Source organism: Bacillus sp. AFS059628 (assembly GCF_002571225.1).
Lineage (GTDB): Bacteria > Bacillota > Bacilli > Bacillales > Bacillaceae_G > Bacillus_A.
On sequence record NZ_NVEC01000068.1, the window covers coordinates 1 to 23,713 of the forward strand.

The window sequence follows — 23,713 nt, forward strand, 5'->3', positions numbered from 1 at the left end:
TGTCTACTTTATCCCGCTTTAATGGGCAGTAAGTCCCCACCTCAAAATTCAGCGAAAGCAAAGAAGTTAGGTGGGAATCAACTGCCTATAAAAGTCCGATTAGTTCAAAAGAAACAGGGAAAGGTATGTTTCCGTTTCTTTTCATGAACAATAAGGTGAATAATGCGCTCGCTTTATGTTTTAGCTGAAATATATTCTAGACAAAAATACATTTATGTTTTAAAATTAGTACCAAGTCATAATAATTGATATAAAACGGAGGGCTGCGATGTGAACGTGGGCATTTTAGGGATCGGAAGATATGTGCCAGAAAAAGTAGTCACAAATCACGATTTAGAGAAAATAATGGATACATCCGATGAATGGATTCGTACGAGAACAGGCATTGCGGAAAGACGCATTGCCGATGATACAATAGATACTTCATATATGGCCGTAGAGGCTTCTAAAAAAGCGCTTGAAGATGCAGGGGTTAGCGGAGAGGATATCGATCTTATTTTAGTAGCAACAGTAACGCCAGATCGTGCTTTTCCAGCAGTGGCTTGTGTCATTCAAGAAGCAATTGGCGCAAAGCATGCAGCTGCAATGGATTTAAGTGCAGCGTGTGCTGGTTTTATGTACGGAATGATTACAGCGCAGCAATTTATTCAAACGGGAACTTATAAAAACATATTAGTAGTTGGTAGTGATAAACTATCTAAAATTGTAGATTGGAACGATCGAAATACAGCAGTACTATTTGGAGACGGAGCCGGTGCGATCGTAATGGGAGCTGTTTCAGAAGGTAAAGGCGTTCTATCTTTCGAATTAGGAGCGGACGGAAGTGGCGGTAAGCATCTTTATCAAGACGAGTATGTTATGATGAATGGCAGAGAAGTCTTTAAATTTGCCGTTCGTCAACTTGGAGATTCTTGTCTTCGCGTTTTAGATAAAGCTGGTCTTACGAAAGAAGATGTGGATTTTTTAGTACCGCATCAAGCGAATATTCGTATTATGGAATCTGCAAGAGAGAGATTAAATTTACCACAAGAAAAAATGAGTATGACAATTGAGAAGTTCGGTAATACATCAGCTTCTTCCATTCCGATTGCAATGGTAGAGGAATTGCAAAACGGACGTATTCAAGATGGTGATTTAATTATACTTGTTGGTTTTGGCGGCGGATTAACATGGGGAGCAGTCGCTCTTCGTTGGGGTAAATAAGGACTGAGAGAAAAAAAGGAGTGTATTTTGTATGGAAAAAAAGAGGGTCGTAATTACAGGACTAGGAGCTGTTACACCGGTCGGTACAGATGTTGAAACAGCGTGGGAAAACATTAAAAAGGGTGTATCTGGAATCGGACGACTTACAAGAATTGATCCGGAACTATTTCCAGCAAAAGTAGCAGCAGAAATTAACGACTTTGAAGTCGAGAAATATATTGATAAAAAAGAAGCGCGCCGTATGGATCGCTTTACACAATATGCAGTAGCAGCAGCGAAAATGGCAGTTGCAGATGCAAAGCTTGAAATTACAGAAGAAAACGGACCTCGTATTGGCGTTTGGATTGGTTCTGGTATTGGCGGTATGGAAACATACGAAGAACAATTTAAAATTTTTACTGAGAAAGGCCCGCGCCGCGTGAGTCCATTCTTCGTACCGATGATGATTCCAGATATGGCAGCAGGTCAAGTATCGATTGCAACAGGGGCAAAAGGAATTAACACTTGTTCTGTAACGGCTTGTGCATCTGGTGCAAACTCAATTGGTGATGCATTTAAGGCGATTCAGCGCGGTGATGCGGATGCAATGATTACGGGAGGAGCAGAGGCGCCGTTAACAAGTATGGCATTCGCAGGATTTAGCTCAGCGAAAGCATTAACATTCAATGAAGATCCAGCAACAGCTTGTCGTCCATTCGATAAAAACCGTAGCGGTTTCGTAATGGGTGAAGGTTCAGGTATTTTAATTCTTGAAGAATTAGAGCATGCATTAGCTCGTGGTGCTCACATTTATGCGGAAATCGCTGGTTACGGTGCAACTGGTGATGCGTTCCATATTACAATGCCCGCTCCTGGCGGTGAAGGTGGCGTGCGTGCAATGCGTCAAGCTTTAGCAGATGCAGGTCTACAGCCAGAAGATATTGATTACATTAATGCGCATGGTACAAGTACGGATGCGAATGAAAAGTATGAAACGATGGCAATTAAAGAAACGTTCGGTGAGCACGCGTATAAAGTAGCGATCAGCTCAACGAAGTCAATGACAGGTCACTTATTAGGAGCAGCTGGTGCTGTTGAAGCGATCTTCTCTATTAAATCAATTACAGACGGAGTAATTCCTCCAACAATTAACTATGAAACACCAGATCCAGAGTGTGACTTAGATTACGTACCGAATAGTGCGAGACATCAAGAAGTAAACGCAGTGTTAAGTAATTCACTAGGATTCGGTGGTCATAACGCGGTATTAGTATTTAAAGCGTATAAATAATAGATGAAATAAGGAGTTTTTTCGCAATATATTGCGAAAAAACTCCTTATTTATTTTTACGCCTTTGTCTCCTTTTGCATATACATAAGAAAAAGGAGGGATAAAGATGGGGATTGTTGAAACTGCTGAGTGGTTACATCTATATTACGGACGGCCAGAAAAGCTATGTGAGAAGTTTACGAAGTATATTCCGTTGCCAAAAGAAAGATTGTATCGCTTTTTAATTTCTAAAGGTATGTATCGCCCGGTTATGCGAGGAGAACAAGAAATTAAAGAGTTAGAGAAAAAGGAAGTTTGGAAAGAATTACGTACGGAGTATGAGAAACTAAAAAATTGGTTAAAAGGTCCGGATGTCCCTGTCTTTATTTTATTATCAGATTCCTATAATCGAACTGTACAAGAAGAGTATAACGGCAGGGCTGGATTATCTATGCGTCACGTTATTTTCTTATTCGTATGTGGACGGAATTCAGTGGAAGAATTAAAAGTCTTATTAGCGCATGAATATCATCATATATGCAGGTTACATCAAATTGAGACGAAAGAAACAGAGTATACATTACTTGATACGATGATTATGGAAGGATTGGCTGAGCAAGCAGTAACTGAAAGATATTCAGAAAAAAACAATGCACCGTGGACGACGTACCTTTCAAAAGAAGAAGCTATTTATTATTGGAAAAACGTTGTACATGAAAGAATAAGTATAAAGCGAGGAACTAGGGAGCACGACATCTTATTAAATGGATTGCACTCTTATCCGAAGATGCTTGGCTATGCACTTGGATTTCATATTGTCAAAGATTGTGTAACTTTGAAAGGAGAAAATACACTTTCTTTATTATCTATAGATGCAAAAGAAATATTGAATAAAGCAAATACATTTCATATATAAAAAAACAGGATCTCTATTTCCTGTTTTTTTAGTATTAATAGAAGAAAAAATAATAATTAGAATATATTTCCTTAGGTGGAATAAAGTTAAGAAAAATTGAACATAATGATTGATACAAACAGTAGTGAAGTGAGGGGTAGTGAATGTTATATCTACATGATGTATGGGTAAATTGGTTTGAAGGTGAAGAGAATGGGTATAACGTTTGTCATTTTTACGAATGGCGGAAAGATGATACGATTGAGCTATTAGATCAAGTGCCATTATTAAAAGTAGATGCCACATTATATCATTACATCGAGAACGAATTGTTAGAGCTTCCGCAAAAAATGTTGGAAGACGTACATCATAAGGCTTATATTCGTAAAAATCATGAACGTTTGCAGCAAGAGTATTGCTTTGTAGTTACAGATGGAAAAGGAATTATTGCGATCGACACAATTGGTTACAATGTGCCAATTCGAAAGAGCAGACTTATACCGCGCCAAGAGCAGATGGTATATGAGATGGTAGAAAACGTACAAGCAGAAAAGTATGAGTTCCAAGTAGAAGAAATGGAAAAAGAACATCATATTTTATCACCATCACCTTTCATTATGAATGGCTTAACTCGTAAAGAAAGACAGCTGAAACAATTATTATTTATGGCGTTAGATCAATTACATACAACGAAAAATACAGCAGAAATCCGCTATTGGTTCACAGAGTGGGATCCATCAGCATACGGAATGGTTCAACATATGGAATTTGAAGATATTTGGGCTAAGCTTTATGAGGAAGCGAAAACGGGTTGGTCTGAGAAGCATGAACAATTATGTGAGCGTCTCGTAAAAGGACAGCCATTTTTTGAAAAGTTATGGGAAATGGAAAACGAGCAAAAGGTAAATTAAAAAACCGCCAATTGGCGGTTTTTTTTATTTGTGGTAACTTAACTTAGCTCCGGCTCCTAGCCCTTCGCGTCTAAGAACCTTCCCCACGAGAAGGTAAAAAGCACCTTCTGTGGGAAAGAACCTTAGCCGTCAGGGCTAAACAGTCGCTTCCGCTTTATATGAAATCCAGCTCCAGCGGCAAGCTCTTCGTGTCTAAGAACCTTCCGCATAAGAAGGCAAAAAGCGCCTTTTATGCGAAAGAACCTTAGCCAGTCAGAGCTGAACGAGCCGCTTCCGCTTTATATGTTACCTACGTTTTCTGCTTAGTCCCATTGCGTTTTCTACTTTGCGTAGTTGTTTGAATGCAACGCGGTTTGCTTTTTCGGCACCTTTGTCTAGAATTTCATCTAGTTCTGGTGAGTTGATTAGTTCGTTATATTTATCTTGGATTGGACGAATTGCTTCTACGACTACTTGTGCTAGGTCGCCTTTGAAGTCTCCGTATCCTTTTCCTTCGTACATTGCTTCGATTTCTTCTACTGTTTTGCCAGAGAATGAAGAGTAGATTGTTAATAAGTTAGAGATTCCAGGTTTGTTTTCTTTATCGAATTTCACAATACCTTCAGAATCAGTTACAGCACTCTTGATTTTCTTTTCAATTGTTTTTGGTTCATCAAGCATGCTGATCATTGATTTTGGATTTGGATCAGATTTACTCATTTTCTTCGTAGGTTCTGTTAAGGACATAACGCGAGCTCCTATTTTTGGAATACGAATTTCAGGAACAGTGAACACTTCACGGAAACGCTTGTTGAAACGCTCTGCTAGGTCACGTGTTAATTCCATATGTTGTTTTTGGTCATCACCAACCGGTACAATTTCCGTGTTGTAAAGTAAAATATCAGCAGCCATTAATGGTGGATACGTTAGTAATCCAGCTGGTACTGAATCTCTACCTGACGCTTTATCTTTATATTGTGTCATACGCTCTAATTCTCCAACGTAAGCCACTGATTGCATAATCCATCCTAGTTGAGCGTGTGCTGGTACTTCTGATTGTACAAATAAAGTAGCTTTTTCAGGATCGATGCCGCATGCTACATAAAGTGCAGCAAGACTGCGGATGTTTTTACGAAGTTGTACGGGATCTTGAGGTACTGTAATCGCATGTTGGTTTACAATACAGAAATAACAGTCATGTTCATTTTGAAGCTCTGTAAATTGCTTCATAGCCCCTAAATAGTTTCCAAGTGTAATCGTTCCACTTGGCTGAATACCAGAAAAGATAACTGACATAAGTAATTCCTCCTAAATTTGAATATGTGATGGGGAAGAGAAGGCAAACAAAAAAGCCCATTCATCCCTAAAAACTATAGGGACGAATGGACCGCGGTACCACCCTAATTATTTCACTACTGTGAAATCTCTCTAATCCATAATAACGTTTGGATATAACGCCAAAGCCTACTACTTTCGGTTTGGTGCTCAAAAGCCCATTCCATACTGTACAATTACTTGTTCACACCAGCCACAAGCTCTCTGAAATTGCCTCAATATGTACTCTTCTTTATCATCGCATACATATAATTTTATTTATTGTTACCTGAGCCCTTTTAATATGAAAGAACTAAAGTTTTATAACAAAATGTTTTGCTGATTATTATATCATATGGGATAGTGTTTGCAAACTACATCAAAATAGTAAAGCTAATGAGGGTCGAGAATAACCCAAGAACGATACCGGTAATGCAAATAGGATACGTCCATTTGAATGAATATGTTTTATAAATACGTTCTTTCTTATCGGTAGGTTCCTCTACTTCTTCAATTAAAGAGTCAATTTTTTTGTTCGTACCAAACACTCTTTGGAAGGCGTAAATTGTTACGTTAAAAAATCCATTTTGAAATATGAATAAAAAACCGCCTATAAGAATAAAAAATAGTGCGATATAAAACGATATGTTGACAAAATTCAACAAAAATTGCGATGAAACGAGGAATGCGCCAATACTAGAAGCGATTATCGCCATGAAAATTAGTATACAAGTATGAAAAAAAACTTTATTCAAAATGTTCCCCTCCGTCAAAATATTACTAGAATTATTATACTATAAAAGCTATAATAAGTACTAGAACTAATTTTTTGAAAATTATACGCAATTAAAGGTCTGATTTTAAGATGATGGTAGCAATGTTAACGTATCCCTTTACAGAAAAATAAAAAAATAAACATTTTATTAAAAATTTTAACAAAAAAACAAAAAACTATATTCACAATTGTTATATTATATGTATAATGAAAATTGTAGAAACTTGGAGATTATTCTTTCAATTCTACTTTTTTACAAGTGAGGGTACAGGAAGTGCAATTAGGGGAGGCAACACAACATGAAGAAAAAGATACCGTTATTACTTGCATCGACGTTAACTGCAAGTATGTTGCTTGGCGCGTGTAGCTACCAAAAAGATGACGCAAAAGCAAAAGGGAAAGAAAATGCTACGAGTAGTAGTAATGGAAAGCAGATTCTTAATTTAACAGAGTTATCTGAAATTCCGTCAATGGATGCTTCATTAGCATCTGATTCTGCATCTTCTACAGCATTAAATAATACGATGGAAGGTCTATATCGTACCGGCAAAGATCAAAAGAGAATGCCAGGAGTTGCTGAAGATTTTCAAAAGTTAGATGATGGGAAGAAATACATATTTAAATTAAGAAAAGATGCGAAATGGTCGAATGGGGAACCTGTAACAGCAAAAGACTTTGTGTATTCATGGAAAAGAGCAGTAAATCCAGATACAAAAGCGACATATTCGTACATTATGTTCGACATTAAAAATGCAGAGAAGATTCATAAAAAAGAATTACCTGCTGACCAATTAGGTGTAAAAGCAATTGATGACTATACATTAGAAGTGGAATTAGATAATCCCGTTCCTTACTTTGTTGATTTAACAGTTTATCCAGTATTTTATCCACTAAATGAAAACTTTGTAAAAGTACAAGGTGAGAAGTTTGGATTAGAGGCAAATACAACATTATATAATGGGCCATTTGTTATGAGTGATTGGAAACATGAACAAAGCTTCCAGTTTAAGAAGAACCCATCATATTGGGATAATAAAACGGTTAAAATCGAAGAAATTAACTTTAATATTGTAAAAAATACATCTACTGATGTAAATTTATATGAGACAAACTCGATTGATCGGGCGGCTCTATCTTCAGAATTTGTTGATAAGTTTAGACAAAGCCCAGAATTCCACACAAGAAAAGAAGCAGGGGTTGCTTACTTAAGGTTTAATCAAAGTAATCAATACTTAAGCAATAAAAACTTAAGAAAAGCAATTTCAATGTCCTTTGACCGTGATAATATTGCGAAGGTTATTTTAAATAATGGTGCAATTGGAGCTTATGGATTTGTTGGAAAAGATTTCGCTGAAGGTCCGAATAAAAAAGACTTCCGAGCTGAAAATGGAAAGTTAGTTGAAACAAATCCAAAAGAAGCGAAAAAGCTGTGGGAAACAGCGAAGAAAGAGCTTGGCACTGATAAAATCGAACTAGAATTCTTAAATTTCGATAATGAAGATGCGAAAAAAGTTGGTGAATTCTTAAAAGGTGAAATGGAAAAGAACTTACCAGGTTTATCGATTAAAATTAAACAGCAGCCATTCGCACAAAAAAATAAATTAGAAGATTCTCAGCAATATGATATTGCGTTTGGTATTTGGGGACCAGATTTCCCAGATCCAATCTCATATTTAGATATGTTTGTTACGAATGGTTCTCAAAATAAAACAGGATATTCTAATCAGAAATATGATGAATTAATTCTAAAAGCTAAAACAGATACAAAAGATTTACAAGCACGCTGGAACAACCTTTTAGAGGTAGAGAAGATGTTAATTAAAGAGGATGTAGTTATCACTCCAATCTTCCAAAAAGGTTCAGCGTATGTAGTTAAAGGTGCCGTGAAAGATATTATCCCAATCAACTATGGTGGTAGATTAACTTACAAATGGGCATCTGTTGAACAAAAATAAACTTTTTTCCATCGTTTACTAGGGTATATGCCTATGATGGGCATGTACTCTTATTTTAAAAAAATAAAAGTAAGAATATTTCAAACTATCTTATTGCTTTTGAGAAAAACGGGGAGGTGCTTGACTATGGGACGTTATGTATTAAAACGTTTCGTGTACATGGCTTTGACATTATTTTTAATTACTACACTGACTTTCTTTTTAATGAAATTACTTCCGGGTTCTCCGCTTAAAAACCAGGAGAAGTTATCACCGGCACAAAAAGAAATCATTCTTGAAAAATATGGCTTAAATGATCCAGTACCAGTTCAATATGCACGTTACTTAGGTAACTTAGCAAAAGGTGATTTAGGGGTATCATTCCAATATGATAACCGTCCAGTAACAGATATGATTGTGGATCGCATTGGACCATCAGCACAACTTGGTTTACAAGCGATTATATTAGGAACATTTATCGGTTTAATTTTAGGAATCGTTGCGGCACTTCGTAACAATACGTGGGTCGATTATGGAGCGACAATTATTTCCGTACTCGGGATGTCGGTACCATCGTTCGTATTCGCCGCATTACTACAATATTTCGTAGGGGTAAAACTTGGATGGTTCCCAGTAGCATTCTGGAAAGGACCAGAGTTTACAGTAATGCCTACAATTGCTTTATCGATGGCAGTTATCGCAACAATCGCACGTTTCGCCCGTGCAGAGTTAATTGAAGTTATGCAAGCTGACTACATTTTAACAGCGAAAGCGAAAGGAATTAGCCAAGGCGTTATCATTATTAAACACGCACTTCGTAACGCATTAATTCCAGTTGTAACAATTTTAGGACCAATGGTTGCAGGTTTAATTACAGGAACATTAGTTATTGAGCAAATTTATGCTGTACCTGGACTAGGGGAACAGTTCGTTAAATCTATTACAGTGAATGACTATACAGTTATTATGGGAACTACAATCTTCTATAGTGCGATTTTCATCTTAGTTATTTTCATTGTTGATATTTTATACGGAATTATTGATCCTCGAATTCGTTTAGCGGGAGGGAAAAAATGATGAAAGATGTACAAAAATTATCTCCAGATTTATTTCAACAAGCCAATCAAAATAATGTGGATAATGAAGTCATTGCCCGTCCAAGCTTAACGTTTTGGCAAGATGTAAGAAGACGTTTGTTCCAACATAAAGGAGCAATGTTCGGTTTAGTTTTATTAACGCTTATTATATTACTAGCAATTTTTGGACCGATGGTAAGTAAACACTCGTATAAAGAGCAAGACTTAGGTCGTGCGAAATTACCACCGAAAATTCCTGTTATTGAAAATGTTCATTGGTTACCATTTGACGGTACAGATCAATATGGTGTTGACCAATATGAAAAACGTGATATTAAAGAGTATTTCTGGTTTGGTACAGATGATCTTGGACGCGATTTATGGACAAGAACATGGGAAGGTACACGCGTATCATTATATATCGCTCTTTTAGCAGCAGCGATTGACTTAGTAATTGGGGTTGCATATGGAGGTATTTCAGCGTTCTATGGCGGTAGAGTAGATAACATTATGCAACGTATTATGGAGATTATTAACGGTATTCCATACTTAATCATCGTTATTTTAATGGTAATCATTATGGGATCTGGTATATGGTCAATTACACTCGCAATGGCAATTACAGGTTGGATAGGAATGTCGCGTATCGTTCGTGGACAAATCTTAAAGTTAAAAAACCAAGAATACGTATTGGCATCTCGTACATTAGGTGCAACAAACACACAATTAATTGTAAAACACTTAATCCCGAACGTAATGGGACCAATTATCGTAATGACAATGTTTACAATCCCAACAGCGGTGTTTGGTGAGGCATTCTTAAGTTTCATCGGTTTAGGTATCCAGCCACCATTCGCATCACTTGGTTCTCTTGTAAATGACGGTTATAAATCAATTCAAACGTATCCGCATATGATGTTCATCCCTGCGGTTGTCATCAGTATATTAATTTTAGCGTTTAACTTAATGGCAGACGGATTACGCGACGCGTTAGATCCAAAAATGCGTAAGTAAAAGAGGGGAGAGGCAAAGATGAAAACATTGTTAGAGGTAAAAGATTTACAAGTCTCCTTTGATACACATGCAGGTGAAGTACAAGCTGTACGCGGCGTTACTTTTGATTTGAAAAAAGGAGAAACATTAGCGATTGTAGGAGAATCTGGTTCGGGGAAATCAGTTACTTCTAAAGCGTTAATGGGATTAATTCCGAATCCTCCTGGACGCATTAAAAATGGTGAAATCGTATTTGAAGGTCGTGACTTAACGAAATTAACAGAAAAAGAAATGCAACAAGTTCGTGGTAAAGATATCGCGATGATTTTCCAAGATCCAATGACATCATTAAACCCAACGATGACAATTGGAAATCAAATTATGGAAGGCCTTATTAAACACCAAGGGATGAGTAAAGCAGATGCACGTAAAGTCGCATTAGAATTAATCGACCTTGTAGGTATTCCAAATCCAGAAGCTCGCTTAAAACAATATCCTCACCAATTCTCAGGTGGTATGAGACAGCGTGTAGTTATTGCGATGGCGTTAGCTTGTAACCCCAAATTATTGATTGCCGATGAGCCGACAACAGCGCTAGACGTTACAATTCAGGCGCAAATTTTAGAACTTATGAAGGACATTCAGCAAAAAACAGAAGCAGCAATCATTTTCATTACGCATGACTTAGGTGTAGTGGCGAACGTTGCGGATCGCGTAGCAGTTATGTACGCTGGTAAAGTTGTTGAAATCGGAACTGTAGATGAAATTTTCTACAATCCAAAACATCCATATACTTGGGGCTTGATCGCATCTATGCCAAGTTTAGATGGTTCAGAAGAAGAGTTATATGCGATCCCTGGAACGCCTCCAGATTTATTGAAGCCGCCAAAGGGAGATGCTTTTGCACCACGTAACCCGCAGGCATTGAAAATTGATTTTGAAATGGACCCACCTTTATTTAAAGTAAGTGATACACACTATGCGGCAACTTGGTTACTTCACGAGCAAGCTCCAGAAGTAAAACCGCCAGCAGTCGTTGAAAAACGCATTCTTCAAATGAAAGCAGGTGAACAACATGACTAAACAACGTGAGAAATTAATTGAAGTAAAAAACGTAAAACAGCACTTCGACGTGAGTGGTGGTGTTGTCAAAGCGGTTAATGATATTTCATTTGATATTTACCGCGGCGAAACATTTGGTCTTGTAGGAGAATCAGGTTGTGGGAAATCAACAACTGGAAGAACGATCATTCGTTTATATGATGCAACTGCTGGTGAAGTGTTATTCGATGGTGAAAATGTACATGGTAAAAAATCACGTGCAGAGTTGAAGAAATTCAACCGTAAAATGCAAATGATTTTCCAAGATCCATATGCATCATTAAACCCTCGTATGACAGTAGGGGATATTATTGCGGAAGGTATTGATATTCACGGACTAGCAAAAAACAAAAAAGAGCGTATGGACCGTGTTCATGAATTATTAAACACAGTTGGTTTAAATAAAGAACACGCAAACCGTTTCCCACATGAATTCTCAGGTGGACAACGTCAACGTATCGGTATCGCTCGTGCACTTGCTGTAGAACCTGAATTTATCATTGCCGATGAGCCAATCTCAGCACTTGACGTATCAATCCAGGCGCAAGTTGTAAACTTACTGAAAAAGCTACAAAAAGAAAAAGGTTTAACATACTTATTCATTGCCCACGATTTATCAATGGTAAAATACATTAGTGACCGCATTGGCGTAATGTACCGTGGTCAAATCGTTGAGCTAACAACAAGTGATGAGTTATATGCGAATCCAATTCATCCATATACAAAATCACTATTATCAGCAATTCCGCTTCCAGATCCAGATTATGAGCGCAATCGTAAACGTATTGTATACGATCCATCTCAGCATAATTATGGTAGTGAAGAACCAACAATGCGTGAAATTCGCCCAGGACATTTTGTGCTATGTTCTGAAGCGGAGTATAAGAAATATAAAGAGATTTATCAATAATAAAACAGCCAATCTTCCGTTATGGAAGATTGGCTGTTTTTCTACTATATAAACAGTTTTATTGTTAACATTTGTTTGTAAGTGAATACATGGATTTGATTCAATGAGTATTACTGTGCCGGAACAGAAACAATCTCCTCTTGTTCTTCAGGTTTAACAAGTGCATAACGCTCCCAGGCTCTACTTTTCCAGCGGAAGAACATAATAATCGCACGTGTCCATTCATCAATAGCAATCGCTAACCAAATACCAACGAGTCCCATATCTAAATGGAATGCGAAAAAGTAACCGAGTGGTAAACTCATTAACACCATAGAGAATGCGCCGATTAAAACGGGGTACTTTGCATCACCAGCTGCGCGAAGTGAATTGATGATGACGATATTCATCGTACGCCCTGTTTCAAGTAATACACTTAGTAAAAGAACGCTTGCACCTAAAGCAATAATGTGCGGATTATCTGTAAATAGTCCCATTAATTGTGTGCGGAATGTAATAACGAGAGCGACCATACATAAAGTGACTCCAATTGCCCACTTTACACTTTTCCATACGCGTTCATACGCTTCATCTTTTTCACCACCGCCAACGAGGCGCCCGATAATAATAGCTGTTCCCATGCCAATCGCAATAGCGAATAAATAAGTAAACATAGAAATGTTCGTAGCGTATTGTCTAGCCGCTAATGATTCAGTTCCTAAATATGTTGCATAGTATAAGAAGACAATTTGGCAAGCTTGATACATAACCTGCTCAAATGCAGATGGAATCCCGATCTTTAAAATTTTCCCGATGTATTCTTTTGATAAAGTAAAGTAATATTGTAATTTCACGCGGTATTCCATAACGCGGTACAGTAACCAGAAGAAAACGATAAGTGCGATTAATCTGCTGACAGCAGAAGAAATAGCAGCCCCTTGCACACCGAGCTCTGGGAAACCAAATTTCCCGAAAATAAGTACGTAGTTTCCTGCGATATGAATAATATTCATTCCAAGTGAAATAAACATCGCTTGCTTTGTGAAGCCATGTACGCGGATAATTGCGGCTAATGAATTAATAATAGCCTGAAGGAAAATAGCCCCTCCGACGATGGATAAATAGTTTTGCGCATACATGAGTACATCGCCTTGTAAGTTCATTGCCATCATCATATGTTTTGAAAATAAAAGAAAACCAGCGCTTATAACGAGTCCGACCATTAAATTTAATGTGACGGCTAAAGCTGATATTTTAGATGCTTCCATAAAACGTTTGGAACCGAGGTATTGAGATACGACGATAGCTGCGCCGTTCCCGATGACTTCTAGTACCAAAATAGCGATATGGAGGTATTGATTCGCTGCACCAACCCCAGATACAGCATCGTCTGATAATGCACTTAACATGAAAGTATCAGCGATCCCCATTAACATAAATAGAAAAACTTCTAGAAAAATAGGCCATGTTAATAAGAATAAACTTAATTTCTCTGTCGGCCCGTTTTTTGCCTGAATTGCTGTCATGTCCGTCCCCTCTTTACCGATATCTATTTTTAGCAAAGTGTATCGTAACACACTTTCTTATCCTTTGCACTCATTTTAACCTACATATCTTTATTATGAAGGAGGTGCTATTTTATGATAAAAAGAGAAGGATAATTATGCAGGAAATATTATAAAATATAAATTTTATTTTCCTCTGATAATTTTGAAAAGTTTAAAAATAATTGTTTTTAACACTTTAGTAAGGATAATCAGCAATATGAAACGTTTACAAAGGTTTATTTTTTAACAGAAAATTTTAATGAAATAGAAATATAAATATACAAAGAATATATTTGTGTGTATAATATGAATTGTTAGAACATATATATATTTCTATTTGTTTGAAAATGAAAGGGCTAACATTTTTGTGGAGGGTGGAAATATGAAAAAAAAGATGCCAGTTTTTGTAGTATCAACAGTAGCGATGAGCATGATGTTAGGGGCATGTAGCTACCAAAAAGATGAACCGCAAGCGAACGCAAAAGGGGATAGCGGGAAAAGCGGTGCAAAGCAAGTCATTAATTTAATTGAAACGCAAGAAATTCCAACGATGGATCCAGCGTTATCAGCTGATGCGGTTTCTTCAAGAGTGATGACTAATACGATGGAAGGCTTATACAGTTTAGGAAAAGATGATAAGCTAGTTCCGGGTGTAGCGAAGGAATTTAAAAAGTCAGAAGACGGTAAAAAATATACATTTACATTACGTGAAGACGCAAAATGGTCAAATGGTGAGCCTGTGACGGCCAAAGATTTCGTATATGCATGGCAAAGAGCAATTAACCCAGATACAGCTGCGAAATCAGCGTACATTATGTATGATATAAAAAATGCAGAGAAAATTAATAAAAAAGAGATGAGTCCGGATCAATTAGGTGTAAAAGCGATTGATGATCATACATTAGAAGTGGAATTAGACAATTCAATTCCATACCTTGTAGATTTAATGGTATATCCAATCTTCTATCCTGTGAATGAAAAGTTTGTAAAAGAACAAGGTACGAAGTTTGGTTTGGAAGCGAATACAACACTTTATAACGGGCCATTTACATTAAGTGATTGGCAACATGAACGTAGCTTTAAAATGACAAAGAGCCCGTCATATTGGGACAATAAAGAAGTGAAGATTGAGGAAGTAAACTTTAATATTGTTAAAGATACGTCTACACCAATTAATTTATATGAAACAAACGCAGTCGATCGAGCGACGTTATTAGCGGAGTTCATCGATAAATATAAAGGAAAACCAGATTTCCAAACAGTAGAAGATACATCTGTATTCTTCCTTCGTTTAAATCAAAAAGATCCAGCGTTAGCAAATAAAAATATTCGTAAAGCAATTTCACTTGCTTTTGAACGTAAACCGTTCGTTGATACATTATTAAATAACGGTTCTAAGCCAGCAACAGGATTAATTCCTGATAACTTCATTAAAGGACCGGATAAAAAGGACTTCCGTGCTGTCAATGGAGATATTGTAAAACCAAACGTGAAAGAAGCGAAGAAATATTGGGAAGCTGGTAAAAAAGAGCTTGGTAAAAATGAAATCGAATTAGAGTTATTAAATGAAGATGTTGAATTATCGAAGAAAACAGGGGAATATTTAAAAGGTGAGTTAGAAAAGAATTTACCAGGTTTAACAGTGAAAATTAAACAACAACCATTCGCACAAAAACTAAAATTAGAAGATGCGGGCGATTTTGTCATGTCATTCTCTGGATGGAGTGCGGACTTCCCAGATCCAATTACATATCTTGATATGTTTGTAACTGACGGATCACAAAATAAAATGAAATATTCTAATCCGAAATATGATGAGATCATCATGAAAGCGAAAAAAGATGGAAGCGATGTAAATGCTCGTTGGAAAAGCTTACTAGAAGCAGAGAAAATGTTACTTGATGACGCTGCGATTGTTCCAGTATATCAACGTGGTAGAGCATACTTGCAAAGAGATTCAATTAAAAATATGTACAACCATAAATATGGCGGCGATTTAAGCTTTAAATGGGCGTCAGTAGAGAAATAAAAAAAAAGCAGGTGATTGCCTGCTTTTTTTAATACGTACGTTTCTTATAAATACCTTTCCCACCAACTTGGTTCCAGCCGGATTGTACATCCAAACTTTTATTAACAAACTTCATCTTTTCTTTTCCGCCAAAGAGTTTTTCACCAATGCTATTTGTAATGACACCAATCAATGCTGTTATTCCGATGATGAGGGCAGCAACAGCGACAAAATCAATAAAAAAAGCAATCATTTGCAAATTCCCCCTTTGCCTGTCTGTATTTTTATTGTATGAGATAAAAGATGAAAAAGAAAGAAATGTCAGAAAAATATTTAATTTATTTTAGAAATCGTATGGACATAAATGAGAATGTTTGTTAAAATAAGAACAAATGTTCTCCCGATTCTCACTTGTATAGTCTTACATTTCTTAATTGATTTATCAAAAAAAGGTAAGAAAACGTTCTCTTTTTCATAGAAAAGATTATGAGAGAATAACTATAAATCATATGAAAAATCTATGAAAAACAAGCGTTAAGAGGGTTGAAGATTATTGTTAAAGAACAGCTGAAGTAAGTGTGATTATGTTACATAGTAGTGAAATGCATGGAAGAGTTTTCTCAATTAGAAGGAAATTTACTGTATATTTCTTGCAAAATCTATTGTATAATGATTATAGAAGTTACTTATTAAAAGTAATTGTTGTTTGCTAAAAGTTGTTGCTTACATGAAATGTGATTTTTGCGCTTTGTTTTAAGACAAGGTATCGTGAAAAATTGCTGAATTTAGAAATCTAAACTGTAATTAGTACAGAATTTGTACTCTTTAAGGAGAGTGAGCTTTGTATGGTAACATTATATAGTTCTCCAAGCTGTACGTCTTGTAGAAAGGCGAAATTATGGCTAGAGGAAAATCATATTCCTTATACAGAACGTAATATTTTCTCAGATCCATTAACGATTGAGGAAATTAAAGAGATTTTACGTATGACAGAAAGCGGAACGGATGAGATTATTTCTACTCGTTCGAAAGTTTTCCAAGAATTAAATGTAAACTTAGAGTCTTTACCACTTCAAGATTTATATAAGATGATTCGTGACTATCCAGGGATTTTACGTCGTCCAATTATGATTGACGAGAAACGCCTTCAAGTAGGTTACAATGAAGACGAAATCCGCCGTTTCTTACCACGTACAGTAAGAACGTTCCAATTACGTGAAGCACAGCGTCTTGTAAATTAATTATAATAATATGAAAACCTTCTACCTATTATATAGTAGAAGGTTTTTTTTAATGTTTTATATTTCGTAATCGAACTCGTTGAACGATAAAGCCGATGCATAAAATGGTGAAAATAAATAAGTAAGGAATGCCTGCAGTGAAACTTGGGTTGTTATGAAAAAACGTTGCGAGTCTGTCTTCATGTGTGACCATTTTTCCTGCTGTATAAGCGAGAATTGCTGCCCCGCAATAAATGAGGAATGGAAAGCGTTCCATAAGTATTAAAATGAGTTTGCTGCCCCAAATAATAATCGGGATAGAAATGAGTAAGCCGATTATTACGAGTAAAAACCTTCCGTGAGCTGCCCCTGCAATGGCAATAACGTTGTCAAATCCCATAACAAGATCCGCGAATACAATTGTACGAACAGCTTGAAATAAAGTTGATTTTCCTTGAATAGAAGAAAGGTCGTTGCTATTATCAGTTAGTAAATTTACTGCAATTAATGTAAGTAAAATCCCGCCGATCAGTTGCAGAAATGGAATGTCGAGTAAATAGACAGCTAGTATAGTAAGGACAATTCTTAGTACGATTGCTAAAAGAGTGCCAATCAAAATGGCTTTATTTCGTTTCGATTCAGGTAAATTTCGGCTAGCTAGTGCGATGACGATTGCGTTGTCACCACCTAATACAACATCGATACCGACAATCATTAGTACAGATGTTAAAAACTCTAAGTCCATTCGTCTGCCTCCATTTATGATGTTTTAATAAGCGAACTATATGTATGTGGTGAAGTGAGAGACTAAATTATCTACTCTAATAAAAGTTTCACTTTAGTACAGTGTACGGGGGAAGGTGAAAATGTATGTCCAAATTTTTTATGAGTGATAAATCGCTATAATGATATATTTATGTAGACCACCGAATGAAGATAGGCATATAACTATTTTTGTAAAATAAATCGATTTTATTTCCATTCTGGAGAATCTTATCATAAAATGAGAGTACAAGAATCTATTGATTTGTCATATGAGTGGGGAATCCCTTCATAACAATTCTAAGCAGGAAGGGAGAGTTGTATTTTGGATATTGAAAGAATTAATGACTATACGATGAAATTTTTTATTACGTACATTGATATAGAGGACAGAGGCTTTAATCGTGAGGAAATTTGGTACGACCGCGAAAGAAGCGAAGAGCTCTTTTGGGAAATGATGGACGAAGCTCGTGATCATGACGATTTCTTTATTGATGGACCGTTATGGATTCAAGTGCAAGCAGTCGATAAAGGGATTGAAGTACTTGTAACGAAAGCAGAGCTTTCAAAGGATGGACAAAAGTTAGAACTACCAATAGGTGTAGATAAAATTATAGACATTCCTCTAGACGAAGGCATTGAATCATTATTCCAGCAAGAATTAGTGGAAGAGGTAGAGGAGCAAGCAGGAACAAACTTTAACGAAGATGGTACGTTTGGCTTTTTAATTAAGTTTAATGATTTTGAAGATGTCATTTCATTAAGTCACCGTCTTATCTTTGAAGATATAAAAGATGAGCTGTATTCATTTGAGAACCGCTATTATGTATATGTGGAATTCGATGAAGTGCTACATGATGAAGAAGAAATTGATCGTATTTTAAGTATTGTTTTAGAGTACGGAGAAGAATCAACTTTAACAATTCATCGTGTAAGTGAGTATGGGAAACAAATTGTGAAAGAGCATGCGCTTGAAACAATTCGCAATAATTTTCCTGCTAAAACGTAGGCCGATTTCTGTAGTATGAAATCGGCTTTTTATATGAAGAATAGGAAAGCTTTCTTAGTAAGGAGGTAAGAGATGAAAAATACGTTAAAGTTGATTTTCTTTGTTTTACTATTGTTCGCATTATTTGTTTCGTTACGTATGTTTATTGACGTAGCATTTTATTCGGATGTAATCGGGATAAAAGATGTTTCGATTTTAGGTATTATTAGTATTTTATTTACGGTATCTGCATTTTTAATTGGCTGCGTTATTTTCTTAGAGAACCGTCATCCGTCTAAAACACTTACATGGCTCATTGTGTTAGGTATTTTTCCTGTATTTGGATTCTTCGCTTATTTATTATTCGGACAGAACTTTCGGAGGAAGAGAATGTTCCAAAAGAAGGCGTTGCTCGATGAACAAGCGTTTTTACAATATAAAGGGCATGAAGATTACGAGGAACGGATTTTGCGCAATCATAAGCATCAAGAGCTGTTATTTCGTTTAGCGGATCGCTTAGGCGCTTTAAATATTTCATTTCAAACTGAAACGAGAACATTAACAAATGGAGATGAAACGTTTCAGGCCATTTTAGATGGTTTAAAACGAGCGAAACATCACATTCATATGGAATATTACATTGTGCGTGATGATAAGCTTGGGACAGAAATTAAAGATATTTTAATACAAAAATCAAAAGAGGGCGTAGTCGTTCGTTTTTTATATGATGCGGTTGGAAGTTTTAGATTATCGAATTCGTATATTGAAGAATTAAACGATGCAGGTGTCGAAATGATTCCGTTCTTTCCTGTGCGCTTTCCGATTTTAAACGATAAGATTAATTATCGAAACCATCGAAAAATCGTTATTATTGATGGGAATGAAGGATTTGTAGGTGGATTAAATATTGGTGATGAATATTTAGGGAAGGATAAGTACTTCGGTTTTTGGCGAGACACGCATTTATATTTGCGTGGTGAAGCTGTACAAAGTTTACAGCTTATTTTCCTTCAAGATTGGTTTTATATGACTGGTGAGGCTGTGCTCGCCCCTGAATATTTACAAGCGAAAGCAGTTGAGGGAGATCATTGGGGAGGCGTGCAGCTCGTTGCAGGTGGACCGGATAATAAATGGGAAACAATTAAACATTTATACTTTGCTATGATTGCTTCTGCAAGGAAATCCATTTGGATTGCGACGCCGTATTTCATTCCTGATGATGATATTTTATCCGCATTAAAGGTAGCTGCGCTTGCTGGTATTGATGTTCGTTTGTTAATGCCGAGTAAGCCTGATAAGCGCACTGTCTTTTATGCATCAAGATCGTACTTCCCAGAGCTTTTAGATGCAGGGGTAAAGATATATGAATACGAAAAAGGTTTTCTTCATAGTAAAGTTGTCATTGTCGATTCTGATTTAGCTTCAATTGGGACAGCTAATATGGATATGAGAAGTTTTCATTTGAACTTTGAAGTAAATGCCTTTTTATATGATACAGATAGCATTCGAAAGCTTGTTCAAGATTTTAAAGACGATTTAGAAGAATCCAGTGAAATTCACGTCGATCATTTCCATAAAAGGCGTCTGCATAGACGAATTGTTGAATCAACGTATCGGTTATTATCGCCATTATTATAAAAAGAGATGTCCGAAATTGGGACATCTCTTTTTTAAAAGGAATTTGTAATGAATTGTAGAATATAGGAGCTGAAAGGGTGTGATTCTGTTGTTTATCGCCAAAAGAGAAAACGGAGAAAAAATTCATCTACTTTATCATCATGATGAAGAGCTGTTACACCGTATGCGGAAAAGGGAAAGCTTCTTTTGCATAGCTTGCGGGAAGGAAGTGCAAATGAAATTAGGGAAACAAAAAAGTTGGCATTTTGCTCATAAGAAAATGGATGCGTGTCTGGCCTTTTATGAAGCAGAATCTATGTATCATAGGCACGGTAAAGAATTGTTATATAGATGGTTCAAACGTCAAAACTTTCATGTAGATATAGAGCATTATTTGCCAGAGATTCAGCAACGACCAGATATTTTCATAGAGAGAGCAGGGAGAAAAATTGCGATTGAATACCAGTGTGCAAATCTCTCTATAGAACAGCTGTATAAACGAACTTATTCGTATTGGCGAGCTGGTATACAGGTCATTTGGATTATTGGTGGAAATCAATTGAAAAAGTACTCTGCATATTGGATGAAATTCTCCTCTCTTATGGCTTTCTCCTTACAATCTTATCCTCAACCACTTCTTATTTTCTTCTGTTCGAAACAAAAATCATTTATGAAATGCGCGTTTCTCACTTCATTTTCTACAAGCGTCTCTTTCTCACATATTATATATTTACCAACTGAAACGACTACTGTTGAAATGCTCTTTTCTCCTGTTCCATTCAAAAAAGAAATATTAGACCGAGAATGGAAGCAGAGAAAGGACTATTTTCGAAAAAATGCTTTGCCTATTTGGAATTATAATCATAAGTCACTCTTACGCCTCTTATATCAATGTAAATGTACCCCAGCAAATTTCCCTTCTGAAATTGGTGTGCCGCTCCCGTCCTCATTCGCTTTTCAAACAAATCCATTTATATGGCAAGCTTTCCTATATATAAAGTGCATAGGTAAGCTTGCAGTAGGGGATTGTATTTCCCTCGAGTATGCGTGTAGCTATGTGAAAAAGTATACGAAAAGGCGCATGCTCCCGTACTTTTCACCACATATATGGAAAGTAGCAGTTACTGAATATATGACATTTTTATGTTGTGCAGGTGTATTACGTAAAGTAGGGACTTATAAGTACCAGAAAATAAGGGGAATAGCTATGTTAAAAACAGAGGAGGAAGTTATAAAATATGATGAAATTTGCTTAGCGTATGCCTTATCTTTATTTGAGGCAAAGTACAACATGAGAAAAGGAAAAGGGGATATAATAAAGACTGATCGTGAAGGAATTACATAAGAAAAATCGAATTGTATGTAAGTAGAGATATTTAAAGGAGGGCTTAAAGCATGTCTGAACAAAACACAGCAAAAGCATTACCGGATCGTAACGAGATTGAAGAATCAAGTACGTGGCGATTAGAAGATATTTTCCAAACAGATGCAGAATGGGAAAAAGAATTCCAAGCTATTAAAGAGCTATTACCGAAGTTAACTGAATTTAAAGGGAAACTTGGTGACTCTGCGAACAATTTACTTGAAGCATTGCAATATGAAGATGAAATTTCAATGCGATTAGGTAAGCTATATACATATGCACATATGCGTTACGATCAAGATACGACAAACTCTGTGTATCAAGCGTTAAATGACCGTGCAACAAATTTATATTCACAAGTATCTAGTAGCACAGCATATATTGTGCCTGAAATTTTATCGATTTCAGAAGATACACTGCAAACATTCTTGAAAGAAAATAGAGACTTAAGTGTATATGAACATGCGTTAGAAGAAATTACGCGTCAACGCCCTCACGTATTATCTGAAGCGGAAGAGGCACTATTAGCAGAAGCATCTGAAGTAATGAGTGCGTCAAGTAATACATTTGGTATGTTGAATAATGCGGATTTGAAATTCCCATCTATTAAAGGTGAGGATGGAGAAGAAATAGAAATTACACATGGTCGTTACATTCAGTTTTTAGAAAGTGATGATCGTCGTGTACGCGAAGATGCGTTCAAAGCTGTATATGAAACGTACGGAAAATATAAGAACACATTTGCAAGTACGTTAAGTGGAGCTGTGAAGCGTAATAATTTCAATGCGCGCGTTCGCAAATACGATTCTGCACGTCAAGCTGCATTAAGTAATAATAATATTCCTGAAGCGGTGTATGATCAACTTATTGAATCTGTAAATGATAATTTACACTTGTTACATCGTTACATTGATATTCGTAAGCGTGCATTAGGACTTGATGAGCTTCATATGTATGATTTATATACACCACTTGTACCAGAAGTGAAAATGAATGTGAAGTATGAAGAAGCGCAAGACATGTTATTAAAGTCTTTAAACGTACTTGGTGATGAATATGTTGATATTTTGAAAGAAGCATATGAAAATCGCTGGGTAGATGTGTATGAGAATAAAGGAAAACGAAGCGGAGCATATTCATCTGGTGCATATGGAACAAATCCGTATATTTTAATGAACTGGCATGATAATGTGAATAATTTATTTACACTTGCTCATGAATTTGGTCATTCTGTGCATAGTTACTATACAAGAAAAACGCAGCCGCACGTATACGGTGATTATTCAATCTTCGTTGCGGAAGTAGCATCAACTTGTAATGAAGCGCTTCTAAACGATTATTTATTAAAAACGATAGAAGATAAGAAAGAGCGTCTATACTTATTAAATCATTATTTAGAAGGATTCCGTGGTACTGTATTCCGTCAAACGATGTTCGCAGAGTTTGAGCATATTATTCATAAGAAAGTACAAGAGGGACATGCGGTTACGCCAGACATGTTAACGGAGATCTACTATGATTTAAATAAGAAATATTTCGGTGATGCTTTAGTAATCGATAAAGAAATTGGTTTAGAGTGGTCTCGTATTCCGCATTTCTACTACAACTATTACGTATACCAATACGCAACAGGATTTAGTGCAGCAACGGCTCTATCTAAACAAATTTTAGAGGAAGGGCAACCAGCAGTAGAACGTTACATTAATGAGTTCTTAAAAGCAGGAAGCTCAGATTACCCAATTGAAGTGCTGAAAAGAGCAGGAGTAGATATGGCATCTCCAGAACCAGTAAAAGAAGCATTGCAAGTATTTGAAGAGAAATTAAATGAATTAGAAGCATTATTATTTGAAGAGAAGTAATAGAAAAGACGAGGAATTTACCTCGTCTTT

The 23,713-nt window shown here is 36.3% G+C and carries 20 protein-coding genes and 1 other annotated feature; of the genes, 15 read left to right on the forward strand and 5 right to left on the reverse strand.

The features are described from left to right. Positions 1-270: 270 nt before the first annotated feature. From fabH to COL05_RS22660, 4 genes are all read left to right on the forward strand, one after another. Complete coding sequence (gene fabH / locus COL05_RS22645) at positions 271-1,203, forward strand: beta-ketoacyl-ACP synthase III (protein ID WP_001100541.1); 933 nt, start codon at positions 271-273, stop codon at positions 1,201-1,203. A 31-nt stretch (positions 1,204-1,234) separates the two neighbouring features. After that, positions 1,235-2,473, forward strand: coding sequence for a beta-ketoacyl-ACP synthase II (gene fabF / locus COL05_RS22650; protein WP_098670226.1), 1,239 nt, complete (start codon positions 1,235-1,237; stop codon positions 2,471-2,473). A 106-nt stretch (positions 2,474-2,579) separates the two neighbouring features. Next, a complete protein-coding gene (locus COL05_RS22655) occupies positions 2,580-3,368 on the forward strand; it encodes a DUF2268 domain-containing putative Zn-dependent protease (RefSeq protein WP_098670227.1) in 789 nt (262 codons plus the stop codon). A 143-nt stretch (positions 3,369-3,511) separates the two neighbouring features. Then, entirely contained in the window at positions 3,512-4,258 is a 747-nt protein-coding gene (locus tag COL05_RS22660) for a YjbA family protein (protein WP_048553970.1), read from the forward strand. A gap of 285 nt (positions 4,259-4,543) precedes the next feature. Here the strand turns inward: COL05_RS22660 and trpS are convergent, their stop codons facing one another. Together trpS and COL05_RS22670 are read right to left on the reverse strand one after the other, a co-directional pair. Continuing rightward, positions 4,544-5,533: a tryptophan--tRNA ligase gene (trpS, locus tag COL05_RS22665; RefSeq protein WP_098670228.1), complete on the reverse strand. Its 990-nt coding sequence runs from the start codon at positions 5,531-5,533 to the stop codon at positions 4,544-4,546. A gap of 75 nt (positions 5,534-5,608) precedes the next feature. After that, positions 5,609-5,820 (reverse strand) — a binding site (T-box leader). A 105-nt stretch (positions 5,821-5,925) separates the two neighbouring features. After that, positions 5,926-6,306, reverse strand: a complete 381-nt coding sequence (locus COL05_RS22670; RefSeq protein ID WP_098254666.1) for a DUF3899 domain-containing protein — start codon at positions 6,304-6,306, stop codon at positions 5,926-5,928. 319 nt (positions 6,307-6,625) lie between these two features. On the opposite strand from COL05_RS22670, the gene COL05_RS22680 reads away from it, so the two are divergent. The 5 genes from COL05_RS22680 (at position 6,626) to COL05_RS22700 (ending at position 12,340) form a co-directional block, all read left to right on the forward strand. After that, entirely contained in the window at positions 6,626-8,281 is a 1,656-nt protein-coding gene (locus COL05_RS22680; RefSeq protein WP_098670229.1) for a peptide ABC transporter substrate-binding protein, read from the forward strand. Between the two features lie 126 nt (positions 8,282-8,407). Continuing rightward, positions 8,408-9,337, forward strand: a complete 930-nt coding sequence (opp3b, locus tag COL05_RS22685; protein WP_000534165.1) for an oligopeptide ABC transporter permease — start codon at positions 8,408-8,410, stop codon at positions 9,335-9,337. Next, entirely contained in the window at positions 9,334-10,350 is a 1,017-nt protein-coding gene (gene opp3C, locus COL05_RS22690) for an oligopeptide ABC transporter permease (RefSeq protein ID WP_000974101.1), read from the forward strand. The genes opp3b and opp3C overlap by 4 nt, the downstream gene beginning before the upstream one ends. Before the next feature lie 18 nt (positions 10,351-10,368). Next, a complete protein-coding gene (locus tag COL05_RS22695; protein ID WP_000854346.1) occupies positions 10,369-11,412 on the forward strand; it encodes an ABC transporter ATP-binding protein in 1,044 nt (347 codons plus the stop codon). Then, on the forward strand, positions 11,405-12,340 hold the full coding sequence (locus COL05_RS22700) for an ABC transporter ATP-binding protein (RefSeq protein WP_000166346.1): 936 nt from the start codon (positions 11,405-11,407) through the stop codon (positions 12,338-12,340). Before COL05_RS22695 ends, COL05_RS22700 begins: the two co-directional genes overlap by 8 nt. Before the next feature lie 110 nt (positions 12,341-12,450). Here the strand turns inward: COL05_RS22700 and COL05_RS22705 are convergent, their stop codons facing one another. After that, positions 12,451-13,896, reverse strand: coding sequence for an MATE family efflux transporter (locus COL05_RS22705; protein WP_142337623.1), 1,446 nt, complete (start codon positions 13,894-13,896; stop codon positions 12,451-12,453). A 352-nt stretch (positions 13,897-14,248) separates the two neighbouring features. On the opposite strand from COL05_RS22705, the gene COL05_RS22710 reads away from it, so the two are divergent. Then, on the forward strand, positions 14,249-15,895 hold the full coding sequence (locus COL05_RS22710; protein WP_000728613.1) for a peptide ABC transporter substrate-binding protein: 1,647 nt from the start codon (positions 14,249-14,251) through the stop codon (positions 15,893-15,895). A 28-nt stretch (positions 15,896-15,923) separates the two neighbouring features. Here the strand turns inward: COL05_RS22710 and COL05_RS22715 are convergent, their stop codons facing one another. Then, positions 15,924-16,127 carry a hypothetical protein gene (locus tag COL05_RS22715; RefSeq protein WP_098670231.1) on the reverse strand — a complete coding sequence of 68 codons (204 nt, stop codon included), beginning with the start codon at positions 16,125-16,127 and terminating at the stop codon, positions 15,924-15,926. A 592-nt stretch (positions 16,128-16,719) separates the two neighbouring features. Here COL05_RS22715 and spx point away from each other — a divergent pair. Continuing rightward, the gene (spx, locus tag COL05_RS22725) at positions 16,720-17,115 is read left to right on the forward strand and encodes a transcriptional regulator Spx (protein ID WP_000258267.1); all 396 of its coding nucleotides are present in this window, start codon (positions 16,720-16,722) and stop codon (positions 17,113-17,115) included. Positions 17,116-17,164: 49 nt separating this feature from the next. On the opposite strand, the gene COL05_RS22730 is transcribed toward spx, so the two are convergent. Continuing rightward, a complete protein-coding gene (locus tag COL05_RS22730; RefSeq protein ID WP_098670233.1) occupies positions 17,165-17,839 on the reverse strand; it encodes a TerC family protein in 675 nt (224 codons plus the stop codon). Positions 17,840-18,181: 342 nt separating this feature from the next. On the opposite strand from COL05_RS22730, the gene mecA reads away from it, so the two are divergent. From mecA to pepF, 4 genes are all read left to right on the forward strand, one after another. After that, on the forward strand, positions 18,182-18,865 hold the full coding sequence (gene mecA / locus COL05_RS22735; RefSeq protein ID WP_098670234.1) for an adaptor protein MecA: 684 nt from the start codon (positions 18,182-18,184) through the stop codon (positions 18,863-18,865). Between the two features lie 72 nt (positions 18,866-18,937). Beyond that, positions 18,938-20,482, forward strand: coding sequence for a cardiolipin synthase (locus COL05_RS22740; RefSeq protein WP_098670235.1), 1,545 nt, complete (start codon positions 18,938-18,940; stop codon positions 20,480-20,482). Positions 20,483-20,561: 79 nt separating this feature from the next. Beyond that, positions 20,562-21,806 carry a competence protein CoiA gene (locus tag COL05_RS22745; RefSeq protein WP_098670236.1) on the forward strand — a complete coding sequence of 415 codons (1,245 nt, stop codon included), beginning with the start codon at positions 20,562-20,564 and terminating at the stop codon, positions 21,804-21,806. Positions 21,807-21,856: 50 nt separating this feature from the next. Then, complete coding sequence (pepF, locus tag COL05_RS22750; RefSeq protein WP_098670237.1) at positions 21,857-23,683, forward strand: oligoendopeptidase F; 1,827 nt, start codon at positions 21,857-21,859, stop codon at positions 23,681-23,683. The last annotated feature ends 30 nt before the right edge of the window (positions 23,684-23,713 follow it).

Bases quoted from the DNA above. Each gene is read 5' to 3' on its own strand.
- COL05_RS22695 (WP_000854346.1), top strand. From the start codon at position 10,369: ATGAAAACATTGTTAGAGGTAAAAGATTTACAAGTCTCCTTTGATACA.
- COL05_RS22660 (WP_048553970.1), top strand. From the start codon at position 3,512: ATGTTATATCTACATGATGTATGGGTAAATTGGTTTGAAGGTGAAGAG.
- trpS (WP_098670228.1), bottom strand. From the start codon at position 5,533: ATGTCAGTTATCTTTTCTGGTATTCAGCCAAGTGGAACGATTACACTT.
- COL05_RS22680 (WP_098670229.1), top strand. From the start codon at position 6,626: ATGAAGAAAAAGATACCGTTATTACTTGCATCGACGTTAACTGCAAGT.
- COL05_RS22715 (WP_098670231.1), bottom strand. From the start codon at position 16,127: ATGATTGCTTTTTTTATTGATTTTGTCGCTGTTGCTGCCCTCATCATC.
- COL05_RS22740 (WP_098670235.1), top strand. From the start codon at position 18,938: ATGAAAAATACGTTAAAGTTGATTTTCTTTGTTTTACTATTGTTCGCA.
- COL05_RS22655 (WP_098670227.1), top strand. From the start codon at position 2,580: ATGGGGATTGTTGAAACTGCTGAGTGGTTACATCTATATTACGGACGG.
- COL05_RS22730 (WP_098670233.1), bottom strand. From the start codon at position 17,839: ATGGACTTAGAGTTTTTAACATCTGTACTAATGATTGTCGGTATCGAT.
- fabF (WP_098670226.1), top strand. From the start codon at position 1,235: ATGGAAAAAAAGAGGGTCGTAATTACAGGACTAGGAGCTGTTACACCG.
- pepF (WP_098670237.1), top strand. From the start codon at position 21,857: ATGTCTGAACAAAACACAGCAAAAGCATTACCGGATCGTAACGAGATT.
- opp3C (WP_000974101.1), top strand. From the start codon at position 9,334: ATGATGAAAGATGTACAAAAATTATCTCCAGATTTATTTCAACAAGCC.
- COL05_RS22700 (WP_000166346.1), top strand. From the start codon at position 11,405: ATGACTAAACAACGTGAGAAATTAATTGAAGTAAAAAACGTAAAACAG.
- COL05_RS22710 (WP_000728613.1), top strand. From the start codon at position 14,249: ATGAAAAAAAAGATGCCAGTTTTTGTAGTATCAACAGTAGCGATGAGC.
- spx (WP_000258267.1), top strand. From the start codon at position 16,720: ATGGTAACATTATATAGTTCTCCAAGCTGTACGTCTTGTAGAAAGGCG.
- opp3b (WP_000534165.1), top strand. From the start codon at position 8,408: ATGGGACGTTATGTATTAAAACGTTTCGTGTACATGGCTTTGACATTA.